Below are 24,399 nucleotides of genomic sequence, written 5' to 3' on the forward strand. Positions count from 1 at the left end.
AATAATCAGCAAATAGCACTACATAAACTCACAATTTACTTTAATTAGTTGAGACTGAATATCAATGTAAATTAAACATTGCGCTCTGCTAATTCGCAACAACACTGGTATACTATGGCGTTTTTTTCGCGCTGCCAGTTTAATTTGGAACTCAATGCTGTATCTCTTAGCTAGCTGTATTGCACTCTTACTCGGCCCACTATTCTATCGATTCTTTTCGACAGGTCATGGGCTACAAAAAGGCCTAGACGGATTCATTTTCGTGTCTCTGGGCGGCTTAGTGCTGATCCATATTCTGCCTGAGCTGTTAGAGCACGGCGGCTTTCTTGCCATTGTCTTCGTAATTATTGGCATGTGGGGACCGACCCTAAGCGAAAAACTCTTCCATCGTTATTCAGAGGTGACCCATAACCTCACCCTGTTTTTAGGTATTGGTGGCTTACTGCTGCATACCATTACCGATGGTGGCGCAATGATTTTAGCTCAGCAAGAGGGTAACTCCCCTTTGCTGGCTCTCGGTATCATCTTGCATAGATTACCGGTAGGTGTGGCTATTTGGTGGCTACTAAAGCCACAATTAGGCAGCCGCTGGGCAATGGCGGTTTTAGCTGCCATGATGCTACTAACAGGCTTTGGTTACTTTGCCGGCGAGCAAATGCTGTCACACCTAAGCTTGGAAAATACAGTTTACTTACAGGCATTTGTAACTGGTTCAATCCTGCATGTGGTGTTGCATCAACCTCACGGTTCACCCGATACCGATAAACAAGGTAAATTTGAATACCAAGCAGGTATTGGCAGCTTACTGGGTATTGTATTACTGGTTTTATTGCTGATGATGGACTCTGGCGGCCATGAGCATCACCACCACAGCCACTCAACAGAACATTTACTCGATTGGATGCTGACTATCGCACCAGTGCTATTGATTGCATATGCAGTGGCTAGCTTACGTTTTCATTTTGGCTTAACGCCGCATAACCAAGAGCTTAGCCGCTTATGGTTACAGCGTTTACTCGGCCCTGAAGCGATTGTGATTACCGGCTTACTGCTAGGACCTATGTTTGCACTACTGCAAGCGGTATCGGTACTGGCTATTGGCTGGCAATTGACTCGTTGTCGTGTAGAACCTACAGACCCTCATGAGTACTTGCCCAATTCACCTTGGCGCTTTGGCTTTGCCCACTTGGTCGATAGAAGTGCACCGTGGATTTTACTCAGCTTGGTATTGGCTAATTTGATTGGTCACCCAGCAGTGCCGTTATCCAGCCCACTTGTGCAAGTTGTCGTATTGCTGTTGGTGTTTTTGCCAATGCGTTTCTGTAATTTAGGCGCTGCGGTATTGTCATTATCATTGGCTTATAGTGGCTGGACAACCACTGCGGTAATGCTGCCATTAATCGCTGCGCCGATATTTAATTTGGCACAGCTAAAGTTGATGAACTGGTCGCAAAAAGCCAGCTTATTTGCATTGCTTATCGCCTTGCTTGGCGCAATTGAATTACTGCATCCAAAATGGCAAGCCATGGTGCACCTACCCGCAACACTGAACAATATCTGCTTAGTGATCGTCGCCATTTTGTTTGCCACTAGCTTATTACGTTTAGGGCCGCGTAAGTTCTTAAGCCGACTCATGGTGCTTAAGCCTAAGGCGCACGATCATGCACATGATCACGGTCATGAAGCAGTGCAGCAACATTCGCACACTAACAAGCATAATCACAGCCACGATGATCATAAGCATCATCACTAGTTACTAGCGCCTCTTCTGAGACACTAGCTTTTCTAAGTCATGGGGATTAATCTTTAACCATGACTTAGAATCGAGCCGCGTATAATGTGCATCTTATTTGTCGCCCTACAAACACATCCCCTGTTTCCACTTATTATCTGCGCCAATCGAGACGAGTTTCACCATAGACCAACTGAAGCGGCTCACTTTTGGTCACAACAAGCATCACTGTTAGCAGGTAAAGATCTTGAAGCTGGCGGCACTTGGCTTGGTGTTAACCAACAAGGACAAATCGCTGGTCTTACAAATATCCGCGCACCTGAGCTAAACCAAAACGATATGAAGAGCCGTGGTGACTTAGTATTAAAGGCACTAGGTAGCGAGGGCATAGATCAAAATTGGTTAACGTTACATCATCGCTTTTATAACCCATTCAATTTACTTTTTGGTGATGAAAATTTGCTGCAATGCTTTGATAGCCGCAGCCAAAAAACCACTCAGCTCAGCCAAGGCTTTCACGCTATAAGTAATGGTGCACTCGACGATATTTGGCCGAAAATGGCCCGTGGAACCCAAGCAATAGAGCAACACCTTTCTAGCAACTTGAGCCCAGACATTGATGCATTATTGGCGATTATGACCGATAACACCCAAGCGCCCGATTCAGAGCTTCCCACCACAGGAGTGAGCCTTGAATGGGAACGTCATTTGTCATCAATTTATATTAAGCATCAAGAATACGGTACTCGCTCAACCAGCATCATACTGAAAGATAAACAGGGCAAGGTACACTTCACTGAAGTGAGATATGACGGCAAGGGCCGTAACTTGGGTAGAGATGAGTTCGTTATCGACCCGAATAGTCTCGAGTCTCACGCTTAATTTACGTCTTTTGCGTTGCCCTGACTGAGTGAAGCATTGGCAATTAGCCAAAGCGAGCCAACAACCAGTATTGCTGCAGGTAATAGAAATGCCATAACAACTCCTTTTTATGTCAAATCGAGCTTAGCGGGTTCTCGTTATTTCGCCTTAATCCGATGTATGATCGTGAGTGATCACCCAGCGGTCGTCGATTTTCTCAACCAATAGCGTAAACACGCCATTAGGATTATCTTTAGCGCGCTCCAATGACCAACGGCCAACCACAATCGCAGCATAATTGCTGAGCATTTTGGTTTCTTTAATAGTAAAAGTCAGCTCGCCTAAAGTGGCTTTATCAGGATAATGCTTCTTATAAGCAGCCAGAGTTTGTTGCCAGCCATAGCGGAATTTGCCATTAGAAACGAAACGCATTTTTTCGTTATTCCAATAACCTTGCATATAACCATCTAAGTCACCGCGGTTCCATGCAGCTTGTTGTTCGGCCAAAATATTCGCAATTTCATCTGTTGGTACTGCATTAGCGTTAAAAGCGAAGCACAACAATAAGACACTGATTGCTTTTTTAAACATTGCTACTCTCCGGTCTAGCTCTATAAGGTGTACTATACCTTAATTATGCGTCTTACAACCTAACAATTGGCTAAAGCCGCATATAGCTACAATACTCATAAAAAGGTCGGCAGGTTTCCATTATATGTTTCAATTATTTTGTAAAGGGCTGTTTAAGCTCATTGGCTGGAAGATCTCCGGCAACTTACCAACCGATAAACAATTCATTGCGATTGTTGCGCCTCATACCAGTAACTGGGACTTTATTATCGGCGTCATCGCCCGTGGCGTTCTCGGGGCTAATATTAACTTTCTAGGTAAGCATCAGCTGTTTATTCCGCCTTGGGGTTGGTTCTTTAAAGCCATAGGCGGCACACCAGTCGATAGACGCAAAAGCAATAATCTTGTCGATGCCGTGGCAGAAATGTTTAAAACCAATCCTAATTTCAACTTAGCTCTAGCGCCAGAAGGCACTCGAAGCCCTGTCACACGTTGGAAAACTGGTTTTTACCATATTGCCAATAAAGCCCAAGTGCCAATTGTTGCTGTAGGCTTAGATTTTGGCAAAAAAACCATCGTCATAGATAAAGGCATCACCCCGAGCGGCGATATTGTGCAAGATATGCAACCGCTAGTTGAGTTTTACCGCTCGATTGAAGGTCGCCACCCAAAAGTTATTCCTGACTTTACCCTTTAGCTATCTACCACGGCGATTGCCTAAATAATGACAGGCGGCTATAGTGCTGCCAGTCTTTTCAAATTGTATAAAATTCTATGAGCTTCGATACCTGGCTGCTATACCTGTTTGCCATTTTACTGATTGCGGTCTCCCCCGGCACCATGGCTGTTTTGTCTATGGGCCATGGCATTCATTACGGTAAGAGTCGCAGTATTGCCACTGCTTTTGGCAGCGTCACTTCCGCGTTAATACTGATGATGGCATCCGCAGCGGGCTTAGGTGCATTGCTCAGTGCCACCGAATATGGCTTTACTATTTTAAAATGGTGTGGCGCAGCTTACCTGCTATTTTTAGGGGTAAAACTCTTACTCACTAAAGGCGATGGCAAAGACTTAGAGCTCAAAAACATTGAAGGGAAAGGTACGCCAAAGCAGCTATTTAAACAGGCTTTTTTCGTTGGTATTAGTAATCCCAAAGATCTACTTTTCTTTGCTGCGCTATTTCCACAGTTTATTGATATCGGTGCGCCACAAGGACCACAGCTAGCCATTTTGGCCACGACTTGGGCTGTGGTTGATTTCAGCTTTGTGATGATTTACGCCAGCATGGCTAACGTACTCGCGCCAACACTAAAATCGAGCAATAAGCTGCATTGGTTTGACCGCACCAGCGGTGGTGTATTTGTCGCTTTAGCAGCTATTTTAGTTTCTCGCGAAAACTAATCAGCCTTGCCTCTTTGCACTAAAAAATAGCCACAAAAAAGCCAGCATAGAGCTGGCTTTCTGTTAATTTTTACAAGCTGATTCTCAAGCTAACCTAAGCCTCAGTGACGTAAGCTACGAATATCCGCTCCGGTTGGGCCTTGGTACACCCGCAAATCAAACTCAGGCAAGATGGCAAAGATATGATCGAAAATATCCGCCTGAATTCCCTCGTAAAACTCCCAGCGGGTATCGTTAGTGAAGATATATAGCTCAATCGGTACACCGAGCTCTGTTGGTGCTAGTTGGCGCACCATCAAGGTCATATCTTTACGAATTTTATCGTGCTGAGTTAAGTACTCTTGGATATAAGCTCTGAATGTACCTAAGTTGGTTAAATGGCGACTATTAACATACATATCGGCATCTTCAACTTGAGCATTATAGGTAATAATTTCTGCCGATTTCGACGAGAAGTAATCTTTTAGATAATTAATTTTGCTCAGGCTGCGCATATCACTTTCGGTAAGAAAGCGTACCGACTGAATATCAATCTGCACTGCACGCTTGATTCTACGACCACCAGATTCTGACATACCACGCCAGTTTCTAAATGAGCCCGACGTTAATGAATAAGCTGGCAGCATAGTTAAGGTTTGGTCAAAGTTACGCACTTTAACAGTGGTTAACGACACTTCTTCAACCGTACCGTTAGCACCGTAGTTATCCATTTCAATCCAGTCACCAGGGCTTACCATGCGGTTAGCTGCCAACTGAATGCCTGCGACAAAGCCCAAAATGGTATCCCTAAATACCAACATAACTAAACCGGTCGCGACACCTAAACCACTTAGGAAATAGACCGGCGATTGGTCAGCTAAAACCGAGATCGAGATAATAATCGCGACGAAGAACATAAACAGTTTTGCCAACTGCACAAAGCTCTTAATCGGCAAGCGACGGCTCACTAGGTTGTAATCAGCAATTTCATTGGCGGCGTCTAATGCGCTATAAATCGCGCGAACAAACAGCACCACAATCGTCACATCCAGAAAACGATCACTGAGGCTACTGAGTACCTTATGATCACTCAGCGCCAAAGGCATTAAAATATTTAAGATGAGAATCGGCACCATCACCGCCATCTTTTCTAGCACCTGATGGCGCATAAAGATGTCATCCCAATGGGCTTTTGAACGTTGGATCACCAAGTTCATGGTGGTAACCACACCACGTTTAACAAAGAAGTAAGCAGCGAAAGCAATAATTAAACACGCAATCACCATAATCGTGCTTGAGATACCATCCGAAGGCTGGGTATCTATGCCCATACTAGTTAACCAGTGAGCAATTCCCGCTCGTAACTCTTGGTCCAAAATCTTTCTCCTAATGCATTTGATTGCGCAACATGCTGTTTAAATCTCGCCTACATTACGCCCAAAATATCCAAGCAAGACAGTTACAAATCTCTATTAATGCAGGCATTTTAGCATTGTTGGTTGACTGTAAACTAAAGATTCTCAACAATCTATGTTCATATCTTAATCAGGCAAGGAGTAAACCATGAACAAATTATTGAGTACCTGCTTGATCAGCCTTACCAGCCTAAATGTTCTAGCGAATGACTTTAGTTTAGAAGCAGAAACTAAACCCGCTCCAGTTATGGCTATAACTTTAGACTATATCCCTGCCGCAGAAGATATGTATGGCATCACCTTCGCTCCACGTCACTATGATCGCGACTATGCAGACTGGGGCTACTACATAGGCTATGCCCAAAGTAAAAAAGAAGATGCCTATATTGAGCCACCGGGAGAAGCTTACACTCAAAATTCGTTATGGCGCTTTGGTCTGAGTTACACATTGACTGCTGATTTAAGCATCTACAGCGGTGCCGCAGCTTATACCTCAGAATATTCTTCAACCACCAATATCGTGCCTTATGTTGTCGGTGCAGAACCCGTTTGGGAAACCGATAAAGATACCACATGGGGCGCGGAAATCGGTCTACGCTACGTTATAGGTAAGCATGTTATGATTGGCGCCGGATATAACTCAGCTACCGAATCAGCAGTAATCAGCATTGGCTACTCAATGTAGCCAGCAATAACAAAACCACTGCCGCAATCACCCTTTTATCTTGCTACAGTTCTGCCTGCTCGCTCAGGCAGTGATTTCCCTTAGTTTATATCAAGCTTACGCCCTACCACCGATAAACCATATATAGATATAAAACCATTATTACTATTTGGTAAAAATCATTTTCAATTTAAACCAATTATCATTCCAAATGGAAAGAGTAAACTCTGCTCCATCGATTGAGCACAGCCCATTACAGCAAGTGCTTTTAGTCAATTTTTTATTCTCAATCTATCCAGCTTTTTATTTAACGATTTGATTTTAAATTTTAAAAATTAAGGAAATATTATGAGCAGCGTATTTTACATGCCTCCAATGACGCTTATGGGTCAAAATGCAATTCAATCTCTTGGTGCCGAGTTAACAAGCAAAGAACTGCAAAAAGCCCTTATTGTTACCGATAGCGTATTAGTTGAAATCGGCTTAATTAATCGACTCACTGATGAGCTTAAAAACCATAACATCGACTTTGCAATTTATGATGGTGTAAAGCCAAACCCAACTGAAAAAAACATCGAAGATGGCCTTGCCCTACTCGCACAAGAAAACTGTGACTTTGTTATTTCATTCGGTGGTGGCTCTTCACACGACGCTGCAAAAGGTATCGCATTAGTTGCTGCCAACGGTGGCCATATTCGAGATTATTCAAAAGGTGTGCACACATCTAAGAAGCCACAATTACCGCTTGTGACCATTAATACTACCGCAGGTACTGCATCAGAAATGACCGTATTTGCCATCATCACTAACGAAGCTGATGAAACTAAATACCCAGTTGTAGATAAGCATTTCACGCCTATTATTGCAGTGAACGATTCAGAGCTTATGGTCGCTATGCCTAAGTTCCTGACGGCAGCGACAGGTATGGATGCGTTAACTCACGCTGTTGAAGCTTATGTTTCTACTGCAGCAACGCCAATTACTGATGCATCGGCTATCAAGGCTATTGAGTTAATCTCACAAAACTTAGCCACAGCAGTTGAAAACGGTGAAGATCGCCAAGCACGTGATGCCATGCAATACGGTGAATACCTTGCAGGTATGGCATTCTCTAATGCTTCACTTGGTTATGTGCACTCTATGGCACACCAACTCGGTGGTGTTTACGACTTAGTACACGGTCTATGTAACGCAATTCTTCTTCCAGAAGTATCACGTTTCAACGCGGTTGCCACACCTGCGCGTTTTGTTGATATCGCTAAAGCTATAGGCGTAGATGTATCAAACATGACCCAAGAGCAAGCGATTGAAGCCGGTATTGCAGCAATCGAAGCGCTTTCGCAACAAGTAGGTACCGCACAACGCCTAGCAGACTTAGGAGTTACAGAAGATAAACTTGCCTTTATGGCGCAAAACGCCCTAAACGATGCATGTTCTTTAACTAACCCACGTAAAGCAAGCCTTGAAGAAATCATCGAAATCTTTAAAGCGCGTTTATAAGCATTAGTCAGCACAATTAAAATATTTATCAATATAAAAAAGGGAAGGCATAGCCTTCCCTTTTTTCATAGCCAGTTCTTATAAGAATTAGTTCCACGCTATAATAGATAAAACCATCACTTAACGTTTAATTAAAGTAATTAAACGCTCTACAATATATAACCGAACCTTTGGCTTGATATTTACCCGCTTTAAAAGAAGTGAAAGGTGTATTACCGGAAAAGTTGTGTTGGGTGAAAAAGGGATTATCTACATGAACACATGATTCGGTATAGTCTGCGGTTTTAACAGCACCAATAATTAGATTTATAACAACAAAAGATAGCCCAAGAAAAATAGTCGTAATGATAATGCTATTTAATACTTTCATGATTCCCTTCTTTATAACGCTCCAACAATTATAATCACAATATTTTTTTATTTTATGACGTTAACTGCTGTTCAAATTTTGCAGGCAGTGTAATCGATAGTATGGCTATCATCCAGCTAGCAAGGGCGCCGTTCAGCGAAAAGAGTGTTTGAGCTTATGTTCAGTCTAATCATGAATTTAACACTGTTGCACGATAACTCTCTATATTAGCTACCGGCTTGCCTTCAGTGCTTTGAATCCCCTCAGAATGAACAGATTCTTAATCTAATCGGTATTAATCCAATCGCAGTTTGTCTATGCTAGAGCAATCAACTTAAATAGGTTAATTGCCATGTATAAAGCCCTACGAACCTACGCCTCTATAGCGTTACTAATCTGCTCCATTCCAGCCTTTGCTGCAGAGGTGACAAGAGTCACCCTAGAGAATGGTGCTACCGTAAAGCTCAATGATGATTTCACTTGGGAATACGTTATTTTAGAAAGCCAAGCTAAGCCAGATGCCGCTGTACCAGTAACTTTACCTGCAACTGTTGCTGCAGCTTCGACGGTAGAAAATACCGCAGCAATAATTACCGAAAATGCTCCCACTGCTGCAACTAAAGAAACACTCACCTCTAGCGCTATCGCTCAATCTGCGCTACTTAAATCTACTGCCAAAAGCGGCGTCAAAGTTAGCTTTGCTAACAGCCAATGGGATGACGATGGTCGCTTGGGACTGACTTTCGAGCTAAGCAGTAACAGTACAGAACATTATGTACTGATAGAGCTAGAGATCAGCTTGTTTGCTGACTCTGGCACTCTGATTAAGAAAGAGAATGTCAAAGCATGGCAGGCCATTTTTAGAATGCCAGACTCCTACTTACGTAAAGGCCAAACTCGCGACAGCCGCGTATTTTGGATAGAAGGCATCGATAAGGCTCAGTGGACCAAACAGTTAATGAGCTTGAAAATGGGTGAGATGGATTCACGTATGTAATACCGCCCCAAACACAATTTCAACCAATAGAACAATAAAAGCCTGCTTGGTTTATCCAAGCAGGCTTTTTATATATCGCCCCCTGCCTCTAGCTATTTCATTAAATTAAAAACATTTATTTAACCAACAAAAATCACGATAAAAATTCATAAAAAAAACTACCAAAAAATAAAAACAGATACACAAGTAAGCACACACTAACGCAGATAAATTACTACAAACTCAATTACACAACTCACAAATTAAAATATTACACACGAAATTATACAGATGATTTCATTTTAAATATTAATTAAAAATATTCTGGCGCTACTTTTCCGTCAGCAACAGACTTCTATCAAAGTCAGCTTAAAAAAACACCTAAGCATATTTTCACTAAGCGACAGTCAAAAAAAAGAGCCCGTAGGCTCTTTGTTGCTAATGGTTCTTCTTAGCTAATTAGCCACTTACAGGCTTGGCAAGATATCTGCTGGCAGGTAAGCGTTGTAGCTTGCTGTTAGCAGTAGGTCTGTTGCCGCTTCAATATCAGGACCAAAGAAACGGTCCTTATCGTAGTAAGTCACTAGCTCACGTAACTCAGCTTTTGCTTGTGCAACAGCCTTACTCGGCTGTAATGGTGCACGGAAATCTAAGCCCTGCGCTGCAGCTAAAACTTCAACCGCCAATACGCCGCGAGTGTTTTCAGACATGTCACGCAGACGGCGCGCCGCGAAGGTTGCCATAGACACATGGTCTTCTTGGTTAGCCGATGTTGGTAAACTATCTACTGATGCTGGATGGGCGTAAGTCTTGTTCTCTGAAGCCAATGCCGCGGCAGTCACCTGCGCAATCATAAAGCCTGAGTTTACTCCGCCGTTTTCAACCAAGAATGGTGGCAGCTTAGATAAGTTTGAATCGATAAGCAGCGCAATACGACGCTCAGCAATCGAGCCTAGCTCGGCAATCGCAATCGCCAAGTTATCGGCAGCCATAGCTACAGGCTCGGCGTGGAAGTTACCGCCCGAAATAATATCGCCTGTGTCTTGGAACACTAATGGGTTATCAGTAACGCCGTTCGCTTCAGTGCCCAACACTTCTGCCGCATGACGAATTTGAGTCAAACATGCACCCAATACCTGTGGCTGACAACGCAGTGAATACGGATCTTGTACCTTTTCACAGTTAACATGATCTAGGCTGATCTCAGACTCATCGCCAAGCAAGTGACGGAACACAGCAGCTGAATCAATCTGACCTTTTTGGCCGCGAGCCGCGTGAATACGTGGATCAAACGGGCTACGACTGCCCATTGCCGCTTCAACGCTCATAGCGCCGATCACAGAGCTTGCTGCAAACAGATCTTCTGCGTTAAACAGGCCTTCCAGTGCCAATGCCGTTGACGCTTGCGTACCGTTAAGCAAGGCTAAGCCTTCTTTTGCAGCCAGTTCGATTGGCTTAAGCCCAGCAATTTCTAGACCTTCAGCCGCAGTGATTAGCTCACCTTGATAGCTCATCTCGCCTTCGCCAAGTAGTGGCAAACACATGTGAGATAGCGGCGCTAAGTCGCCCGACGCCCCCACAGAACCTTTCTCTGGCACACATGGATAAACTCCCGCGTTAACCAAAGCGATAAGGAAGTTGATCACCTCTAAACGAATGCCAGAGAAACCACGGCTTAGCGAGTTAATCTTTAATACCATCATCAAGCGCACTGTGGCGTCTTGCATGTATTGGCCAGTACCTGCAGCGTGCGACAATACGATTGAGCGTTGTAGCAGCTGTAAATCATCAGCAGCAATCTTAGTGTTGGCAAGCAGACCAAAGCCGGTGTTGATGCCGTAAACCGTGCGGCCTTCATCCAATACTTGCTGCACTAAGCCAGCGCTAGTATTGATGTCAGCGATAGCGCTTTCGGCTAGTTCTAGTGTGACTTTACCGCGGCTAATTTCACGGATTTGCGCAAGGGTTAAGGTACCCGGAGTTAATACTAAATGACTCATTTAAATGCCTCTTATTCTTATACTGCTCGGTATGAGCGGCTTATAGCATTGGCAGGTCTAGGCCCTGCTCTTTTGCACAATTTTTAGCGATATCGTAACCTGCATCGGCGTGACGCATTACGCCCGTTGCAGGGTCATTCCACAGCACGCGATCTAAGCGCGCTGCCGCATCATCAGTACCATCAGCCACAATGACTACACCTGAGTGCTGACTAAAGCCCATACCTACACCACCACCGTGATGCAGCGATACCCAAGTTGCGCCACTTGCCGTATTCAGCAGTGCATTCATTAATGGCCAATCTGATACCGCATCAGAGCCATCAAGCATAGATTCGGTTTCACGGTTCGGGCTAGCAACAGAGCCAGAATCTAAGTGATCGCGACCAATCACTACTGGCGCAGAAAGTTCGCCATTTTTAACCATTTCGTTAAAGGCGAGTGCCAAACGAGCACGGTCTTTTAGACCTACCCAACAGATGCGCGATGGTAAACCTTGGAACGCAATGCGTTCACGTGCCATATCCAGCCAGTTATGTAGGTGTGGATTGTCAGGAATAAGCTCTTTTACTTTAGCGTCGGTCTTGTAGATATCTTCCGGATCGCCAGAAAGCGCTACCCAGCGGAACGGACCAATACCTTCACAGAACAATGGTCGTACATAGGCAGGCACGAAACCTGGGAAGTCGAATGCGTTTTCAACACCTTCTTCAAATGCCATTTGACGGATGTTGTTACCGTAATCAGTCGTCGCCGCGCCTGCAGCTTGCAGTGCTAGCATCGCCTTAACTTGTACAGCCATTGACTGCTTCGCCGCTTTAACCACAGCAGCTTCGTCAGTTTTACGCATCTCGATGGCTTGCTCTAACGTCCAACCTTGCGGCAAATAACCGTTTAGCGGATCGTGCGCCGATGTTTGGTCAGTCACCACATCTGGGGTAATGCCGCGCTCAACTAGCTCGGCAAATACGTCAGCCGCGTTAGCTAATAGACCAACAGAAACAGGCTTACCGCTCTTATTAGCTTCATCGATCATTGCCAACGCTTCATCAAGGGTAGTGGCTTTCTTGTCGACATAACGAGTACGTAGACGGAAATCGATGCGAGTCTCATCCACTTCACAGGTCAATACCGAGTAACCCGCCATAGTGCCAGCTAGCGGTTGCGCCCCCCCCATGCCACCTAGGCCGCCAGTTAAGATCCACTTGCCAGCAGATGAGCCATTAAAGTGCTGCTTAGCCATAGCCACAAAGGTCTCGTATGTGCCTTGCACAATGCCTTGTGAGCCGATGTAAATCCAAGAACCCGCGGTCATCTGGCCATACATAGCCAAACCTTTTTTATCTAACTCATTAAAGTGTTCCCAGTTAGCCCAATGCGGTACTAGGTTTGAGTTAGCGATGATCACACGAGGTGCATTGCTGTGGGTTTTAAATACCCCAACCGGCTTACCTGACTGCACCATCAGCGTTTCGTCTTCTTCAAGACGTTGCAGTACTTCAACGATTTTGTCGTAGCACTCCCAGTCACGGGCCGCACGGCCAATACCGCCATAAACCACCAAGTCTTCAGGACGCTCGGCCACATCAGGGTGTAGGTTGTTCATCAACATACGCAGCGGTGCTTCGGTCAGCCAGCTTTTGCAGCTTAGCTCGGTTCCTGTCGGCGCGATAATGCGGCGGCTCGGATCGTGTCTCTTATCCATCGGTACTACCTCGTTCAATTTGTTTTTATGTTTTTCTTATCTGCTTGTGAAGCTTTTATATTTACTGCTTTGCTCTATGAGCCGTGTGCAACTGGCGCTAACTAAACGTCAGATGACCACCTAATCTAAAACGACTTCCTGGGTGCACTAAACGTGCAAAACTCACCACACCTTGGCGCGACCAAGTGCGGCGAGTGATCTGTAAACAAGGCTCAACAGCGGCAATTTCCAGCAGCGCCAGTTGAGCTATATCAGCCATTTTGGCTTCAATGGTGTGCTTAGCTTCAGTTAGCGGAGCCACCATCGACAAGTATTCGTGGGGAGTTTGCTTGGTAAAATCTTGGTCTAAATATTCAGGCACTAATCTAGGGTTAACGAAACGTTCTTCTAGTTGCAGCGGCGTACCTTGCTCGCAGTGCACTAATACTGATTGGTAAACTTGGCTGCCTTCTTCAAGCCCTAAGGCTATGGCAATCGCGCCGGTTGCGACTGTTTGCGTCAGCAGCACTTGCTGCACGCTATAACCATGACCACGGTCTTTTATCTCATCGGCAATATTGCGAATAACCATCATCGAAGACTGAGTTTTAAGCCCTGCAACGAAAGTCCCTAAGCCTTGAGAGCGTTCTAACACACCCGACTCTGTTAACTCCGTTAATGCACGGCGCGCCGTCATGCGACTGCAACTAAATAGTTCCGACAGCTGGTTTTCAGAAGGCACGCGGCTGTCTTCAGCCCATTCGCCTGATTCAATTTGCGTTAAAATGTATTGCTTGATCTCTTCAAATTTTGGCGTTGCCATTGGCCATCCTATTGTCGCTATCTTTAGGTGCTTTTTGTTTAACGTGCTCAAAAACTCGGCTACAATCCTAGCTTGTATATACAAGTAAATACAAGCTAGCTCACAAATTATTTTTAGTGTTAGTATTCCTATACAGCAAAAAGCAACCAAAAAGAGAACTGCATCATGTCGTGGGATCAAGTCTGGATAGATATCAATATCGCTACAATGTCGCCAAATATTTCAGAGCCTTACGGTGCAATTACCGATGCAGCCCTTGCGGTTCAAGATGGTAAAATTGCTTGGGTCGGTAAACGCAGCGACCTGCCAGAATTTGATGTATTCGCCACGCCAATCTACAAAGGCAAAGGCGGTTGGATCACCCCGGGGTTAATTGATGCCCACACTCACTTAGTGTTTGCCGGCAATCGCGCCAATGAATTTGAATTGCGCCTGCAAGGTGCCAGTTATGAAGAGATCGCTCGCAGTGGCGGCGGCATCATTTCAACCGTTAACGCCTGTCGTGAAGCCGACGAAGCCGAGTTATTTGAGCTTGGTCGCCAACGCCTAAACGCACTGGCTAAAGAAGGTGTCACCACAGTGGAAATCAAGTCAGGTTACGGCTTAGATATCGAAACCGAACTGAAGATCCTCCGCGTTGCCCGTGAGCTAGGCAAACACCACCATGTGGATGTAAAAACCACCTTTTTAGGCGCGCACGCGATCCCACCAGAATATAAACATGATAGTGATGCTTATGTAGACTTAGTGATCAACGAGATGCTGCCGAAAGTGATTGCCGAAGATCTTGCCGATGCAGTCGATGTATTTTGCGAAAATATCGCCTTTAACCTTGAGCAAACCGAACGCGTACTTAGCGCCGCCAAAGCCGCTGGTCTACAAATCAAGCTCCATGCCGAGCAGTTATCTAACATGGGTGGCTCAGCGCTAGCCGCTAAGCTAGGCGCCAAGTCAGTTGATCATATTGAATACCTAGATGAAGACGGCGTAAAAGCCCTAAGCGAAAGTGGCACCTGCGCCACGCTATTACCCGGCGCATTTTACTTTTTACGTGAAACCCAGCACCCACCTATCGATTTACTGCGTAAATACAAGGTGCCTATGGTGGTTGCCAGCGATTACAACCCAGGCTCATCGCCACTTTGCTCAAGCCTATTAATGCTTAATATGGCTTGTACCTTACTGCGTTTAACTCCAGAAGAAGCGCTAACAGGCATGACCCGCAATGCCGCCAAAGCCTTGGGCATTGAAGATAAAGTTGGCGTTATTGAGGTCGGCATGACCGCCGATTTCTGCATGTGGAATATCAGCACGCCAGCGGAGTTGGCGTACACCTATGGTGTGGCCTCGTGCGTGGATGTGGTGAAAAATGGTCACCTAGTACACCAATAGGTGGGAATGCCTGAGCGATGAGGCATGCTTCATCGTTTTGGGTGCCACCATTAGGCTATGGTGGCTTCTGCCTTTTTCGGCCTGCAAACTGCGGTGCTTCCAATATGGTTTATCAGTTGCTGTTAGCATCTGATGCAGCTAATTGCTTGCAGCAGGCGTATGTGCAGACACTTCTTAGGCACGCTTTTTCTCTTCATAACAGAGCTGGCCCTGACCGCTCTACGAAAACATCCATGTTTTCGAAGGCCTAAGCCGCATCTACACTGGATTAGAAAAGCACAATCATTTAGCTACGGTGGCTTCTGCCGTTTAAGCACAGCAGCTTAACTGTTTCTGTTTTTTGTATCTAACCACCTCTGTTGTGACTTTCTACATCTGATGCAGCTAATTGCTTGCAGCAGGCGTATGTGCAGACACTTCTTAGGCACGCTTTACGTCGTCCCTGACCGCTCTGCGAAAACATCCATGTTTTCGAAGGCCTAAGCCGCATCTACACTGAGTTAGAAAAGCACAATCATTTCACTGTAGTGTCTTAAATATCAGAAGGCAGTAATAGCTGCCCACCATTGCAACAGGAAACGCCAATTCCCCATCGGAGTTGCCGAGATCCGTAGAGAACTCTTCACCTTCAAGAATGCCGTAGAACCATCATGGATGATGGTTCAGGCTCGGAGGGACATGGATGTCCATCAGAGCCGTTAGGCGATTTTTATTGGAGCATGAGGATCAACAACTTCGTCGGGGCGGCTCGGACTCTTTATGAAAGAAATGGCCAAGAGGAGAAGCTGTTGTTCCCCTTTTACCCGAGTGTGAGGTGGAATCCCATTGTTTGGGTTGTTAGATGAAATCTAACAAAAAGCTCTAACCTCTAAGTAACGCGCTAATATTCTGTCTCAATACGCCTCTAGCTGCCCATAACGTAATAACTATGATGAAACACAAAGTGGTTACAATGCATATTCCCCATATTAGAGGTTGAAACAGTGAAACATTAACCAATGACAAACTATAGCCCTCTAATAGAATAAACAGGCCAATAGTTAGCATAATGGCCAACAAAGACAATAGTAGGTTTGTCCATATCATACGGGCAATTAAGACTTGTTTTTTGCCTCCAACTGCCAACATTATTGCCCATTTTAATTGTTCGCTTTTTACCGCATAACTAAATTTGTTATACAGGGTAAACACCACTAAAAATAGGATCAGTAACGCCATAGTGCTAGAAGTTAAAAACAGTAATTTACCTGCTGTATCTGTGTCTTCAATCTGTTCTATCACACTACGCCCTTCGGCATAACGAAGTTTAGGAGATAACAATAAAGCCCAGTCATTTAAGTGAGATGCAATCGCCTCGCTATTACCCTCATTGCTGTAAAAAACTGGAGCAATACGGCTAGCAAGTAACGGGTTTTGATCTTTAAGGCTCAAGTAAATGAGTGGTTTAGCCTCATTGGCAATACCAAAATGGGGAGAGTCATTCACTATCCCCGCAACTCTCACCTGCTTTTCATAATAAAAACCTGTCACCTTTAAGGCTACGTCTTTCGCCGCCCGCCAATCATTTAAACCTAACTCAATTGCTAGCTGCATCGCCATAGTGCGATTAATGATTACTGCATTTTCAGCCAATTGGCCTCGATATAAAGCTGGGATACCAAGCAAGCTAAAAAAGTTATGTGAAACATATAAGCCATTAATTGGCTTTTCAGGCATCTCCCCCGTCTGTGGCTGATACTTTAAGGATGGTGCTCCTAATTGCGTGAATTGAGCCGAAGATAAAGCAATTGGCGAATCTCCCACACTCCAATTTCCTTCAAATTGCTCAACCGTTAACATGACACTTAAACGACCATCCACTCTGGGTTGATAGCTAACAACATCCTTTGCGATAGCCACTGACGAATATTTTTGTAGCTCTTGATACATCAGGCTTAACGATATCATCATCACAGCGGTTATCACCGCTAACTGTAACACCAATATTAGCTTTTTAGTGCCAAGCTGCAGCTTAGTCATATGACTCTGTTTACCACGAGAAAAAAGCGTATTTAAAGAACCAAGCAACGGCATTAATGCACAAACAATAAATAGTGACAACGAACAAATAACAGCAATAAGCCAAAGCCAAATATTGAAATCTATACCTTCGACAAAATACTTCTGATAAACGCTTATGTTGCCGACAAAGTGAGTGATAACCAAGCCAAGCAATGGACTAAAACCTGCAACTAAAAATAGAGCCGGAAGATTCTCCCTTAATAGCTGTACAATTAGTCCTCGCCTATTAGCTCCTAACGCCAACTTCAAACTCATTTCAGCATGGCGAGCTATACCTTGTTGTGAATAAGCTGAAACGATGCCACTAAAAATAATAAAACCAAAACCAACAAGCAGACCAACGAGTATCCAAGCTTGCCTCTGCAACAACTGACGTCCATTTGGATTTAGCTCCATGCCACTGATTAACCAAGGCTGATAATATTTGTCAGAAAACCCACCTTCAGGCCAAGGCGTTTGGCGCCGCAAATCTCGATACGCATGCTGCAATAGCGCAACATCTGCTTGCTTACTCAATAAAGCAAAGCCATAGCGGTTACTTAGCGTATTCAGATAAAGTTGCGGATTATCAACAAACATGTCCGGAACCTTAAGCTGCAAATATGAGTCTGGTAGCCAGATATCAACATCAGCATCCCCCAAACGTTGCATCGACTGCGGTGCCACCCCCGCCAAAAGAAAGGCGCTATCTCGATAATATAAACGAGTATCAGATAATGCAGATTGAGACTCTAGATGCTGCTGCCAAAAACGCTGAGACACTATGCCTTTTTTAGCCTCAAAATTTTGCAGCGAAAAAGGAGCTGCCAAGCCAAGTAAATCGAGTGCACTTTGGGAGTAAAACCCAATGGTTACTTTTGGTAATTCTTTTAGACCTAAACTGACCGAGCTCGATTCGATCGCTATACTCGCGACCCTTTCAACACCCGCTAGTCGTTGCACCAAATCGATATCATAGCCAGACGAGGGCTGCAAATTGCCACTAAGATCCTTTTTCGCAATCGTCATCATAGCTTGCTGATTAGCAACCCACTTTGGACGATCACTACTTAATAGCCAAAATAGGTTAACGACCAAACCAATTAGACAGCAAAAAAAACAAAGACTAACAACCAACAAGCTCCAGAATCCACGCTGCTCTCGCCACTTACGCCAACCATAGATAACATCAAACAGCATGCTTAAACTCCTGTGAAGAAACTTCCGCTATTTCTCCATCATGAATTTTGTACGCTTTTTGGCAATAAGCTGCAACAGCAGGATCATGTGTGATAATCAATACCGTACGCCCCTCTTGGTGCAAGGCACAAAGCAACTCCATCACATTATCTGAATTACTCGAATCTAAGTTACCTGTTGGTTCATCACATAAAATAATATCTGGCTGACAAATCAATGCCCTAGCTATTGCTACTCGCTGTTGTTGACCACCAGAGAGTTCATTAGGATAAAAAGCCGTTTTATCACTGAGACCGACCTTTTGTAATACATAGCTAATCTTTGTCTGGTAATCTGCAGGTTTAATTTCAGGGTTAAAACTTAAAGGAACAGCTAGATTCTCCGCGACGGTCATATCTGCTATTAGGTTAAAGTTCTGAAAGACCCAACCGATGTGATTATTTCGCAACTGACTCATTTGATAAGCACTAAATGTACTGACATCTTGGCCACATAGGTGATATTGGCCTGAATCCGCGCTATCTAATAAGCCCATTATCGATAGTAAGGTTGATTTTCCACTACCAGATTGGCCCAAAATTGCCACCATTTCACCGCTTAAAACAGCAAGGTTTATCTGCTTTAGAACATGGTTGCCGCCAGCACCGTTAACAAAGGATTTATTTAAATTAGCAAGCGCTATAACGCAGTTATTCATAAATATCTTCCATGATAATTTGAGCTGAGTTCTCGCGGTTTTTAGGGACGTTAAGCAAAATTTTATCGCCAACATAGAGCCCTGCTAACACCTGCATCTGCTCATCTGCGATATCGCCAATCATGATATTACGTCTCTGAAAATATGTTTGATTTTGATCCCATACAAATAACGGATACTCACGATGAGCACGAATGACTCCAGCAGGTCTTGCAACAACTAATATGTCATGATGCTCAGCAATATCCACAGCAGCTGTTACATCGATATTTGGTCTGACTGCAGTTGGTAATACACCATCAAAACTAATATCTATTTCAACGCTACCGTTGTTTACTGTGGGATCAACACGAGATACTTTGCCGTTTATCTCTATTCCCTTAAACTGAACTTTACTCATTAAACCTAGACTGACATATTCAGCATCGGCAGCAGTAATATTGATTCGAGCATAATAAGAGGAGAGATCGGCTATCATGCCAACGGCTTGCCCCTCCTCAACATGGCGGCCAACCTCAAGCTCATCAGCTAACTCAGTTAACATGCCAGCCATACTCGCGCGCACATTAAGTTGCTCAACTTCAGATGCCAATAGCTCTTTTTGTTTAATGGCTTTCTCTAGACGATAACGCGCAGAGTCTTCTATTGCTTGCCGGGTTTTAGTGAGTGTTTGATAACGGCTTAACTCCATTTTGAGTATGGCATCTTCTTGCTCCCAAGCAACCTGAGCTTTGTGTAAGTCTAAGGTCGAAATAACTTGGTTATCTTTTAGTTTTTTATGAGCATTCAATTCAGCATCAGCTAAAGCCAGCTTGACTTTGGCTAAACGAATTTTGCCTCGTTGGTCTTCTATTTCTTGAGCGGACTCGGCCTCAACTCTTTGTTGGTTGGCTTGTTCTTCAAGTAATGCCAACTCACTTGTTTCTAATAATCTAAGTAGTTTTGGGTTATTTAAGCTCAAGATAATTTCGCCTTTTCCAACCAAATTACCGGGCTTTTTAAACACTTCAACAATGTGCCCCCCACTTAAGGCATTAATGCCGCGTTGAGTTTTTGGCACAAACTTGCCATAGCCAGAAATGGAAATATGTAGAGATGCATTTTCGACACTTGAAATGAGTGAACGGCTATCCGTGGCACTGGAAGAGAAAGCCTGACGACTTAAAAAGGCAATCAAAATAGCGCAAGCTACAGCAATGACAACAAGCAAAGACCAACTGGCTTTATTTAGCGGACTCCTATCCTTAGGGATATCAAACATAATCAAATTCCATTTAATTGCGCTACTAACAACCAACAATACGAAATTACCAACAACAAAACAAGTTTACAACAAACTGTTGACACACCGCATCGACAATAGCTAGTTTAGAAAGTGGAGAATAAGGATGTATCTCCAACCAATTAACTTTATTAAATCAAGGATGAAAAATGTATAAATCACTTTTACTTTTAGCTGTTCTCGCCTTTAGCTCTCAAACTGTTATGGCATCATGTACAGACATAGGCCCAGGCGGGGGAGGTGGAGCAATCTGTTGTGAAGTGAAAGATGGGGTTTTAGAGTGCTACGACACTATCGGCTAGACAAAATATAAAATCAAAGGGAGGCTTCCTCCCTTTATGTAAACCCAAATTTGAGACCTAATATGCGTATTCTATTTTTATTATCTCTATTGCTTTTATCCCACTCAGCAACAGCTAGTCAGCTAACCACTCTAGGGCCACATAACAAATCGACCCTTTTAGATAACGCAGCACCAAAACAAAAACATAAATTTCCAGCTCTTTATGTTTATGATACTAACAAACAAGAATTTCTTACTAAAAGTGACGCAGCCGCCTATCTGCAAACCTTAGATAACGACCCCCTTTTAGTTGACCTTACTGTCCAATGGACTAAAAGTACTGAGCTTTTTTCAACCAACAATGACATGCTAGCCAAATCTCTGCCGACTTTACAGTTAGATAAGCCCTATTTAATTTTGTACGATAACTTACCCACTCCAATGCTCAGTCAGTTTGAAGCTATGGTGCCAAATTTAAAGCAAAAAGATGCTCTAATTAGAGCTCTATTGAGCGAAAACGATAATGCTAGAAGCTATAGTACCTATTAGACTCTGGTTATCAGCCTCCTAAAGGCGTGTCCATTATTTAAAAGCTATGCCATCAAAGGCCTAAGCTGCACCTGCACTGGATTAGAAAAGCACCCACCTTCAAGTTTTGCGTTTACTGAAAGAAGAACAAGAATAAAACGAACACTCACTCAGAAGTTATAGAAAACAGCTATTCCCCATCGGAGTTGCTGAGGTCATTGAAGACAATCGGGTGAGCCATGGATGGCGAATATGAGGCGATAGCAATTTTCGAAAATGACTGAGGATCAACAACTTCGTCGGGGCGGCTGGGACTCTTTATGAAAGAAATGGCCAAGAGGGGAAGCTGTTGTTCCCCTTTTGGCCAAGTGTGAGCTGGAAGCTCACGACTTTGTGTTAGACGCAGTCTAACTATAGGCTTCTATAGCTTTCTCAAAGTTTGAAAAATCAAACCTCAACTATGTGGCACATAGTCAATCAAGGTATAATCAAAACATACCAAACCTAACCCTCTGATAAATGTCTAAATACCTCTGCCAACTCGTTGTCATTTTCTGCAGCGTCATTGCGATAACACTCGCAAGCTTCGCCAATGCTAGTAGTGTATTAGACTTAAACGACTACGAAGACGATGTTGCAGCGCTGCTACTGGAATATCAGGGGCAAGACTCTTACTCAAGGCCAATCGTGCCATCGGTTTTGGTGTATAAGGATACCGAACAAGCCTCGACCTACGTCGACTTTAAACGAGGTTTGATCTTGGTAGAAACCCGAACTAAAGCGCAGCTTAAAGAGGCTGTGGTACAGGTGCTATTAACCCAAATTGATCCAACTGTTATTGATGCGCAAACCGCTGAAGACTTTGGCTTAATCAGCAAAAAGAAAAAGCCGTTCTTTTGGGGGCAAGTGCTCGATAAAGACGGCAAAGCCATTGAGTTTGAATGGCGTGCATCGCGCTATGCCGATTACTTAGTCAGCAAGAGCAAACGCAGCAACTCGCGCTTTCAAGTGGCGATTCACATGGTGAAAGAGCACACCACAATTGCCGGTAATAAGTATATTAATTATGCCCGCAGTGCCAGTCGTAAACATGGTATTAGTACCGATTTGATCATGGCAATTATCGAGACTGAAAGCTCGTTTAACCCACTGGCGCGTTCACGCTCTAATGCGCTTGGTTTAATGCAGATTAAGGCCAATACCGCTGGGCGCGATTACTTCAATTTAATCCAAGGTTATAAACATACGCCGTCATCGGCTTACCTTTATGATCCGGCAAAAAATATTGAGGTAGGCACAGGCTATTTAAAGATCCTTTCAAGCCGTTACCTTAAGGGGATCACCCATCCTAAAAAACGCGAGTATGCGGTGATCTCTAGCTATAACGGCGGTGCTGGGAATCTGTGGAAAAGCTTAGACTCACGCGGCAATCGCACCAAAGCGTTAGCGCGGATTAATAAGATGACCGTTAGCGAGTTTTATTGGTTTTTAACTCACCGCCATAACCGCGAAGAAACCCGTAACTATTTGAAAAAGGTCAGTAGTCGACAGAAGAAATACCTATAATCGGGCTAAACTTAACGTAAAACGATAGCCACAAGGCTATCGTTTTGGTTTTCACAGAACTAATCCATTACAGCTTGCTCTGCTGCTTATACTCAGCCAACTTTTGCGAATACTTCTTTTTATAAAAAGAGTGGTTAGTTTTATCTAGCGCTAATCCTTGATACTTTATCGCTTGTTCAAAATCCCCTAGCTTTGCATAAGCCCCTGCCACGGCGTCATAGGCGGAGACGGTGTTCGGGTCATCAGTGATTGCCACCTTATATACTTCAATCGCCTTAGTCGGTTCAGTTTCAAGGTAGCTATTACCTAGCTTGATGAGTGAGCCAGTTGCGGGCACTTTAAAACCGTATTTTTGCTCCGATAAATAGCGATAATGCGCGACAATCGCTTGTGGACCTTGCTTTGAAATCTCTGAATCTGCTGCTAACGCTTGGTGGTAGTCATCAAACAAGGCTTCAATACCATAGGCTGCAGCCAGCACCGGCTGAGTCATGTAGTAACTGCCGTCAAAACGCTTAATACGATAATCTAAAGTCTCATTAGCATTGGCTTTAACAATGGCTTCCATTTCTGTAAATGTAGCGAGTTGCTGTTGATCATGACTGCTATCGCTACTACTCATAAACAAAAACCGCGATTTACCTTGCATAGCAGCAAGCTTTTTCGGTGCATCTTTGATGACATAGGCAAAATCTTGGCTTAGTGCAGGGCTTGCCGCAAAGTAGGCATTAAACAGGCTTGGACGGTTAATCAAGGTGTACAACCCAAGCCCTGCATCACCAACAAAACCATTAAAAATGCGAAAGCCATTAGTGCGGTACTTGTTATCAATAGCTGGCAGTAGGTCTTGCTCAAAATAATCGAGTAGTTTTTGATTGCCCTGCTCTTTTATCGCTGCAACTTTTAACTCGCCAAAACCTTGATGACCATCTGGCGCGGTAACAATAATGGTTTCTAGCCAAGGCCAGTCACCGTTATGGCTCATCCAGTCATGCATACCAGCAAGTAAAGCGTGACTTCGAGGATGCAAGCCAAGTAGCACCACATATTGTTTATCAGGCTTTTTGCCATAGCTAGGTGGCAAGGTCACCACAAAATCAGCCTTTTCGATTAGGTTCGAATTGACCGTTAGTAACTCGGTATTTTCTGCTATCAGTTTTGAGGCCGCCAATACTTGAATACTAATCAACTGCAGCATACAGGCTAAGATAAGTAGTTTTTTCACTATTCATTCCTTGAATTTCTAAATCAATTACACAAGCTAACAGTTGAATCTTGACTCGACAACTCTGTATCAAATGCCAATAGTGACTTTACTGTGTATAAAAAGCCGACTTTTAAGTTATAACTCAGTAACTTTTGCCAGTGTCCCGTCCTGAGATAAGTTGACACTTTGGAGACTTATCTATGAAACCCTCAGGTGCAATCCGCAGTAAACGTACACAACGTGACTACAC

Annotated in this window: 20 protein-coding genes; 10 read left to right on the forward strand and 10 right to left on the reverse strand. The window is 44.0% G+C overall.

Annotated features, from left to right (window positions below; genetic code table 11):
• Positions 1-154 precede the first annotated feature (154 nt).
• On the forward strand, positions 155-1,753 hold the full coding sequence (locus tag L2748_RS02170) for a ZIP family metal transporter (protein ID WP_220779725.1): 1,599 nt from the start codon (positions 155-157) through the stop codon (positions 1,751-1,753).
• 84 nt (positions 1,754-1,837) lie between these two features.
• Positions 1,838-2,614 carry an NRDE family protein gene (locus L2748_RS02175; protein ID WP_220779723.1) on the forward strand — a complete coding sequence of 259 codons (777 nt, stop codon included), beginning with the start codon at positions 1,838-1,840 and terminating at the stop codon, positions 2,612-2,614.
• Positions 2,615-2,761: 147 nt separating this feature from the next.
• Here the strand turns inward: L2748_RS02175 and L2748_RS02180 are convergent, their stop codons facing one another.
• A complete protein-coding gene (locus tag L2748_RS02180) occupies positions 2,762-3,184 on the reverse strand; it encodes a YybH family protein (protein ID WP_220779715.1) in 423 nt (140 codons plus the stop codon).
• Between the two features lie 124 nt (positions 3,185-3,308).
• Between L2748_RS02180 and L2748_RS02185 the strand changes: the two genes are divergently transcribed.
• The gene (locus L2748_RS02185; protein WP_220779704.1) at positions 3,309-3,860 is read left to right on the forward strand and encodes a lysophospholipid acyltransferase family protein; all 552 of its coding nucleotides are present in this window, start codon (positions 3,309-3,311) and stop codon (positions 3,858-3,860) included.
• Between the two features lie 77 nt (positions 3,861-3,937).
• Positions 3,938-4,564 (forward strand): LysE family translocator, encoded by a 627-nt coding sequence (locus L2748_RS02190; RefSeq protein ID WP_220779698.1) that lies wholly within the window; start codon positions 3,938-3,940, stop codon positions 4,562-4,564.
• Positions 4,565-4,665: 101 nt separating this feature from the next.
• Here the strand turns inward: L2748_RS02190 and L2748_RS02195 are convergent, their stop codons facing one another.
• Entirely contained in the window at positions 4,666-5,919 is a 1,254-nt protein-coding gene (locus L2748_RS02195) for a mechanosensitive ion channel family protein (RefSeq protein WP_220779696.1), read from the reverse strand.
• A 187-nt stretch (positions 5,920-6,106) separates the two neighbouring features.
• Here L2748_RS02195 and L2748_RS02200 point away from each other — a divergent pair, with 187 nt between their 5' ends.
• Positions 6,107-6,643, forward strand: a complete 537-nt coding sequence (locus tag L2748_RS02200; protein WP_220779694.1) for a TonB-dependent receptor — start codon at positions 6,107-6,109, stop codon at positions 6,641-6,643.
• Between the two features lie 327 nt (positions 6,644-6,970).
• Complete coding sequence (locus tag L2748_RS02205) at positions 6,971-8,122, forward strand: iron-containing alcohol dehydrogenase (protein ID WP_220779692.1); 1,152 nt, start codon at positions 6,971-6,973, stop codon at positions 8,120-8,122.
• Positions 8,123-8,249: 127 nt separating this feature from the next.
• Here L2748_RS02205 and L2748_RS02210 read toward each other — a convergent pair whose 3' ends face one another.
• Positions 8,250-8,492 (reverse strand): hypothetical protein, encoded by a 243-nt coding sequence (locus L2748_RS02210; RefSeq protein WP_220779690.1) that lies wholly within the window; start codon positions 8,490-8,492, stop codon positions 8,250-8,252.
• A 331-nt stretch (positions 8,493-8,823) separates the two neighbouring features.
• On the opposite strand from L2748_RS02210, the gene L2748_RS02215 reads away from it, so the two are divergent.
• A complete protein-coding gene (locus L2748_RS02215) occupies positions 8,824-9,468 on the forward strand; it encodes a DUF3157 family protein (protein WP_220779688.1) in 645 nt (214 codons plus the stop codon).
• Between the two features lie 446 nt (positions 9,469-9,914).
• Here the strand turns inward: L2748_RS02215 and hutH are convergent, their stop codons facing one another.
• From hutH to hutC, 3 genes are all read right to left on the reverse strand, one after another.
• Complete coding sequence (gene hutH, locus L2748_RS02220) at positions 9,915-11,447, reverse strand: histidine ammonia-lyase (protein ID WP_220779686.1); 1,533 nt, start codon at positions 11,445-11,447, stop codon at positions 9,915-9,917.
• A 40-nt stretch (positions 11,448-11,487) separates the two neighbouring features.
• Positions 11,488-13,152 carry a urocanate hydratase gene (hutU, locus tag L2748_RS02225; RefSeq protein WP_220779684.1) on the reverse strand — a complete coding sequence of 555 codons (1,665 nt, stop codon included), beginning with the start codon at positions 13,150-13,152 and terminating at the stop codon, positions 11,488-11,490.
• Positions 13,153-13,249: 97 nt separating this feature from the next.
• A complete protein-coding gene (hutC, locus tag L2748_RS02230) occupies positions 13,250-13,954 on the reverse strand; it encodes a histidine utilization repressor (protein ID WP_220779682.1) in 705 nt (234 codons plus the stop codon).
• A 165-nt stretch (positions 13,955-14,119) separates the two neighbouring features.
• On the opposite strand from hutC, the gene hutI reads away from it, so the two are divergent.
• Positions 14,120-15,346: an imidazolonepropionase gene (gene hutI / locus L2748_RS02235; protein ID WP_220779680.1), complete on the forward strand. Its 1,227-nt coding sequence runs from the start codon at positions 14,120-14,122 to the stop codon at positions 15,344-15,346.
• Between the two features lie 861 nt (positions 15,347-16,207).
• Here hutI and L2748_RS02240 read toward each other — a convergent pair.
• Genes L2748_RS02240 through L2748_RS02250 form a run of 3 tightly spaced genes read right to left on the reverse strand, consistent with a single transcriptional unit; the run spans position 16,208 to position 20,544 of the window.
• Positions 16,208-18,586, reverse strand: a complete 2,379-nt coding sequence (locus L2748_RS02240; RefSeq protein ID WP_220779678.1) for an FtsX-like permease family protein — start codon at positions 18,584-18,586, stop codon at positions 16,208-16,210.
• Positions 18,576-19,283 carry an ABC transporter ATP-binding protein gene (locus L2748_RS02245; protein WP_246616091.1) on the reverse strand — a complete coding sequence of 236 codons (708 nt, stop codon included), beginning with the start codon at positions 19,281-19,283 and terminating at the stop codon, positions 18,576-18,578. Before L2748_RS02245 ends, L2748_RS02240 begins: the two co-directional genes overlap by 11 nt.
• Entirely contained in the window at positions 19,276-20,544 is a 1,269-nt protein-coding gene (locus L2748_RS02250) for an HlyD family secretion protein (protein ID WP_220779676.1), read from the reverse strand. Before L2748_RS02250 ends, L2748_RS02245 begins: the two co-directional genes overlap by 8 nt.
• Positions 20,545-20,929: 385 nt before the next feature.
• Here L2748_RS02250 and L2748_RS02255 point away from each other — a divergent pair, with 385 nt between their 5' ends.
• Together L2748_RS02255 and L2748_RS02260 are read left to right on the forward strand one after the other, a co-directional pair.
• Entirely contained in the window at positions 20,930-21,397 is a 468-nt protein-coding gene (locus tag L2748_RS02255; RefSeq protein WP_220779674.1) for a hypothetical protein, read from the forward strand.
• Between the two features lie 498 nt (positions 21,398-21,895).
• The gene (locus tag L2748_RS02260; protein WP_220779672.1) at positions 21,896-22,942 is read left to right on the forward strand and encodes a murein transglycosylase domain-containing protein; all 1,047 of its coding nucleotides are present in this window, start codon (positions 21,896-21,898) and stop codon (positions 22,940-22,942) included.
• Between the two features lie 67 nt (positions 22,943-23,009).
• On the opposite strand, the gene L2748_RS02265 is transcribed toward L2748_RS02260, so the two are convergent.
• Positions 23,010-24,167 carry an alpha/beta hydrolase-fold protein gene (locus L2748_RS02265; protein ID WP_246616090.1) on the reverse strand — a complete coding sequence of 386 codons (1,158 nt, stop codon included), beginning with the start codon at positions 24,165-24,167 and terminating at the stop codon, positions 23,010-23,012.
• Positions 24,168-24,399 lie beyond the last annotated feature (232 nt).

The sequence above is a fragment of the Shewanella sairae genome (genome assembly GCF_023283535.1).
GTDB lineage: Bacteria > Pseudomonadota > Gammaproteobacteria > Enterobacterales > Shewanellaceae > Shewanella > Shewanella sairae.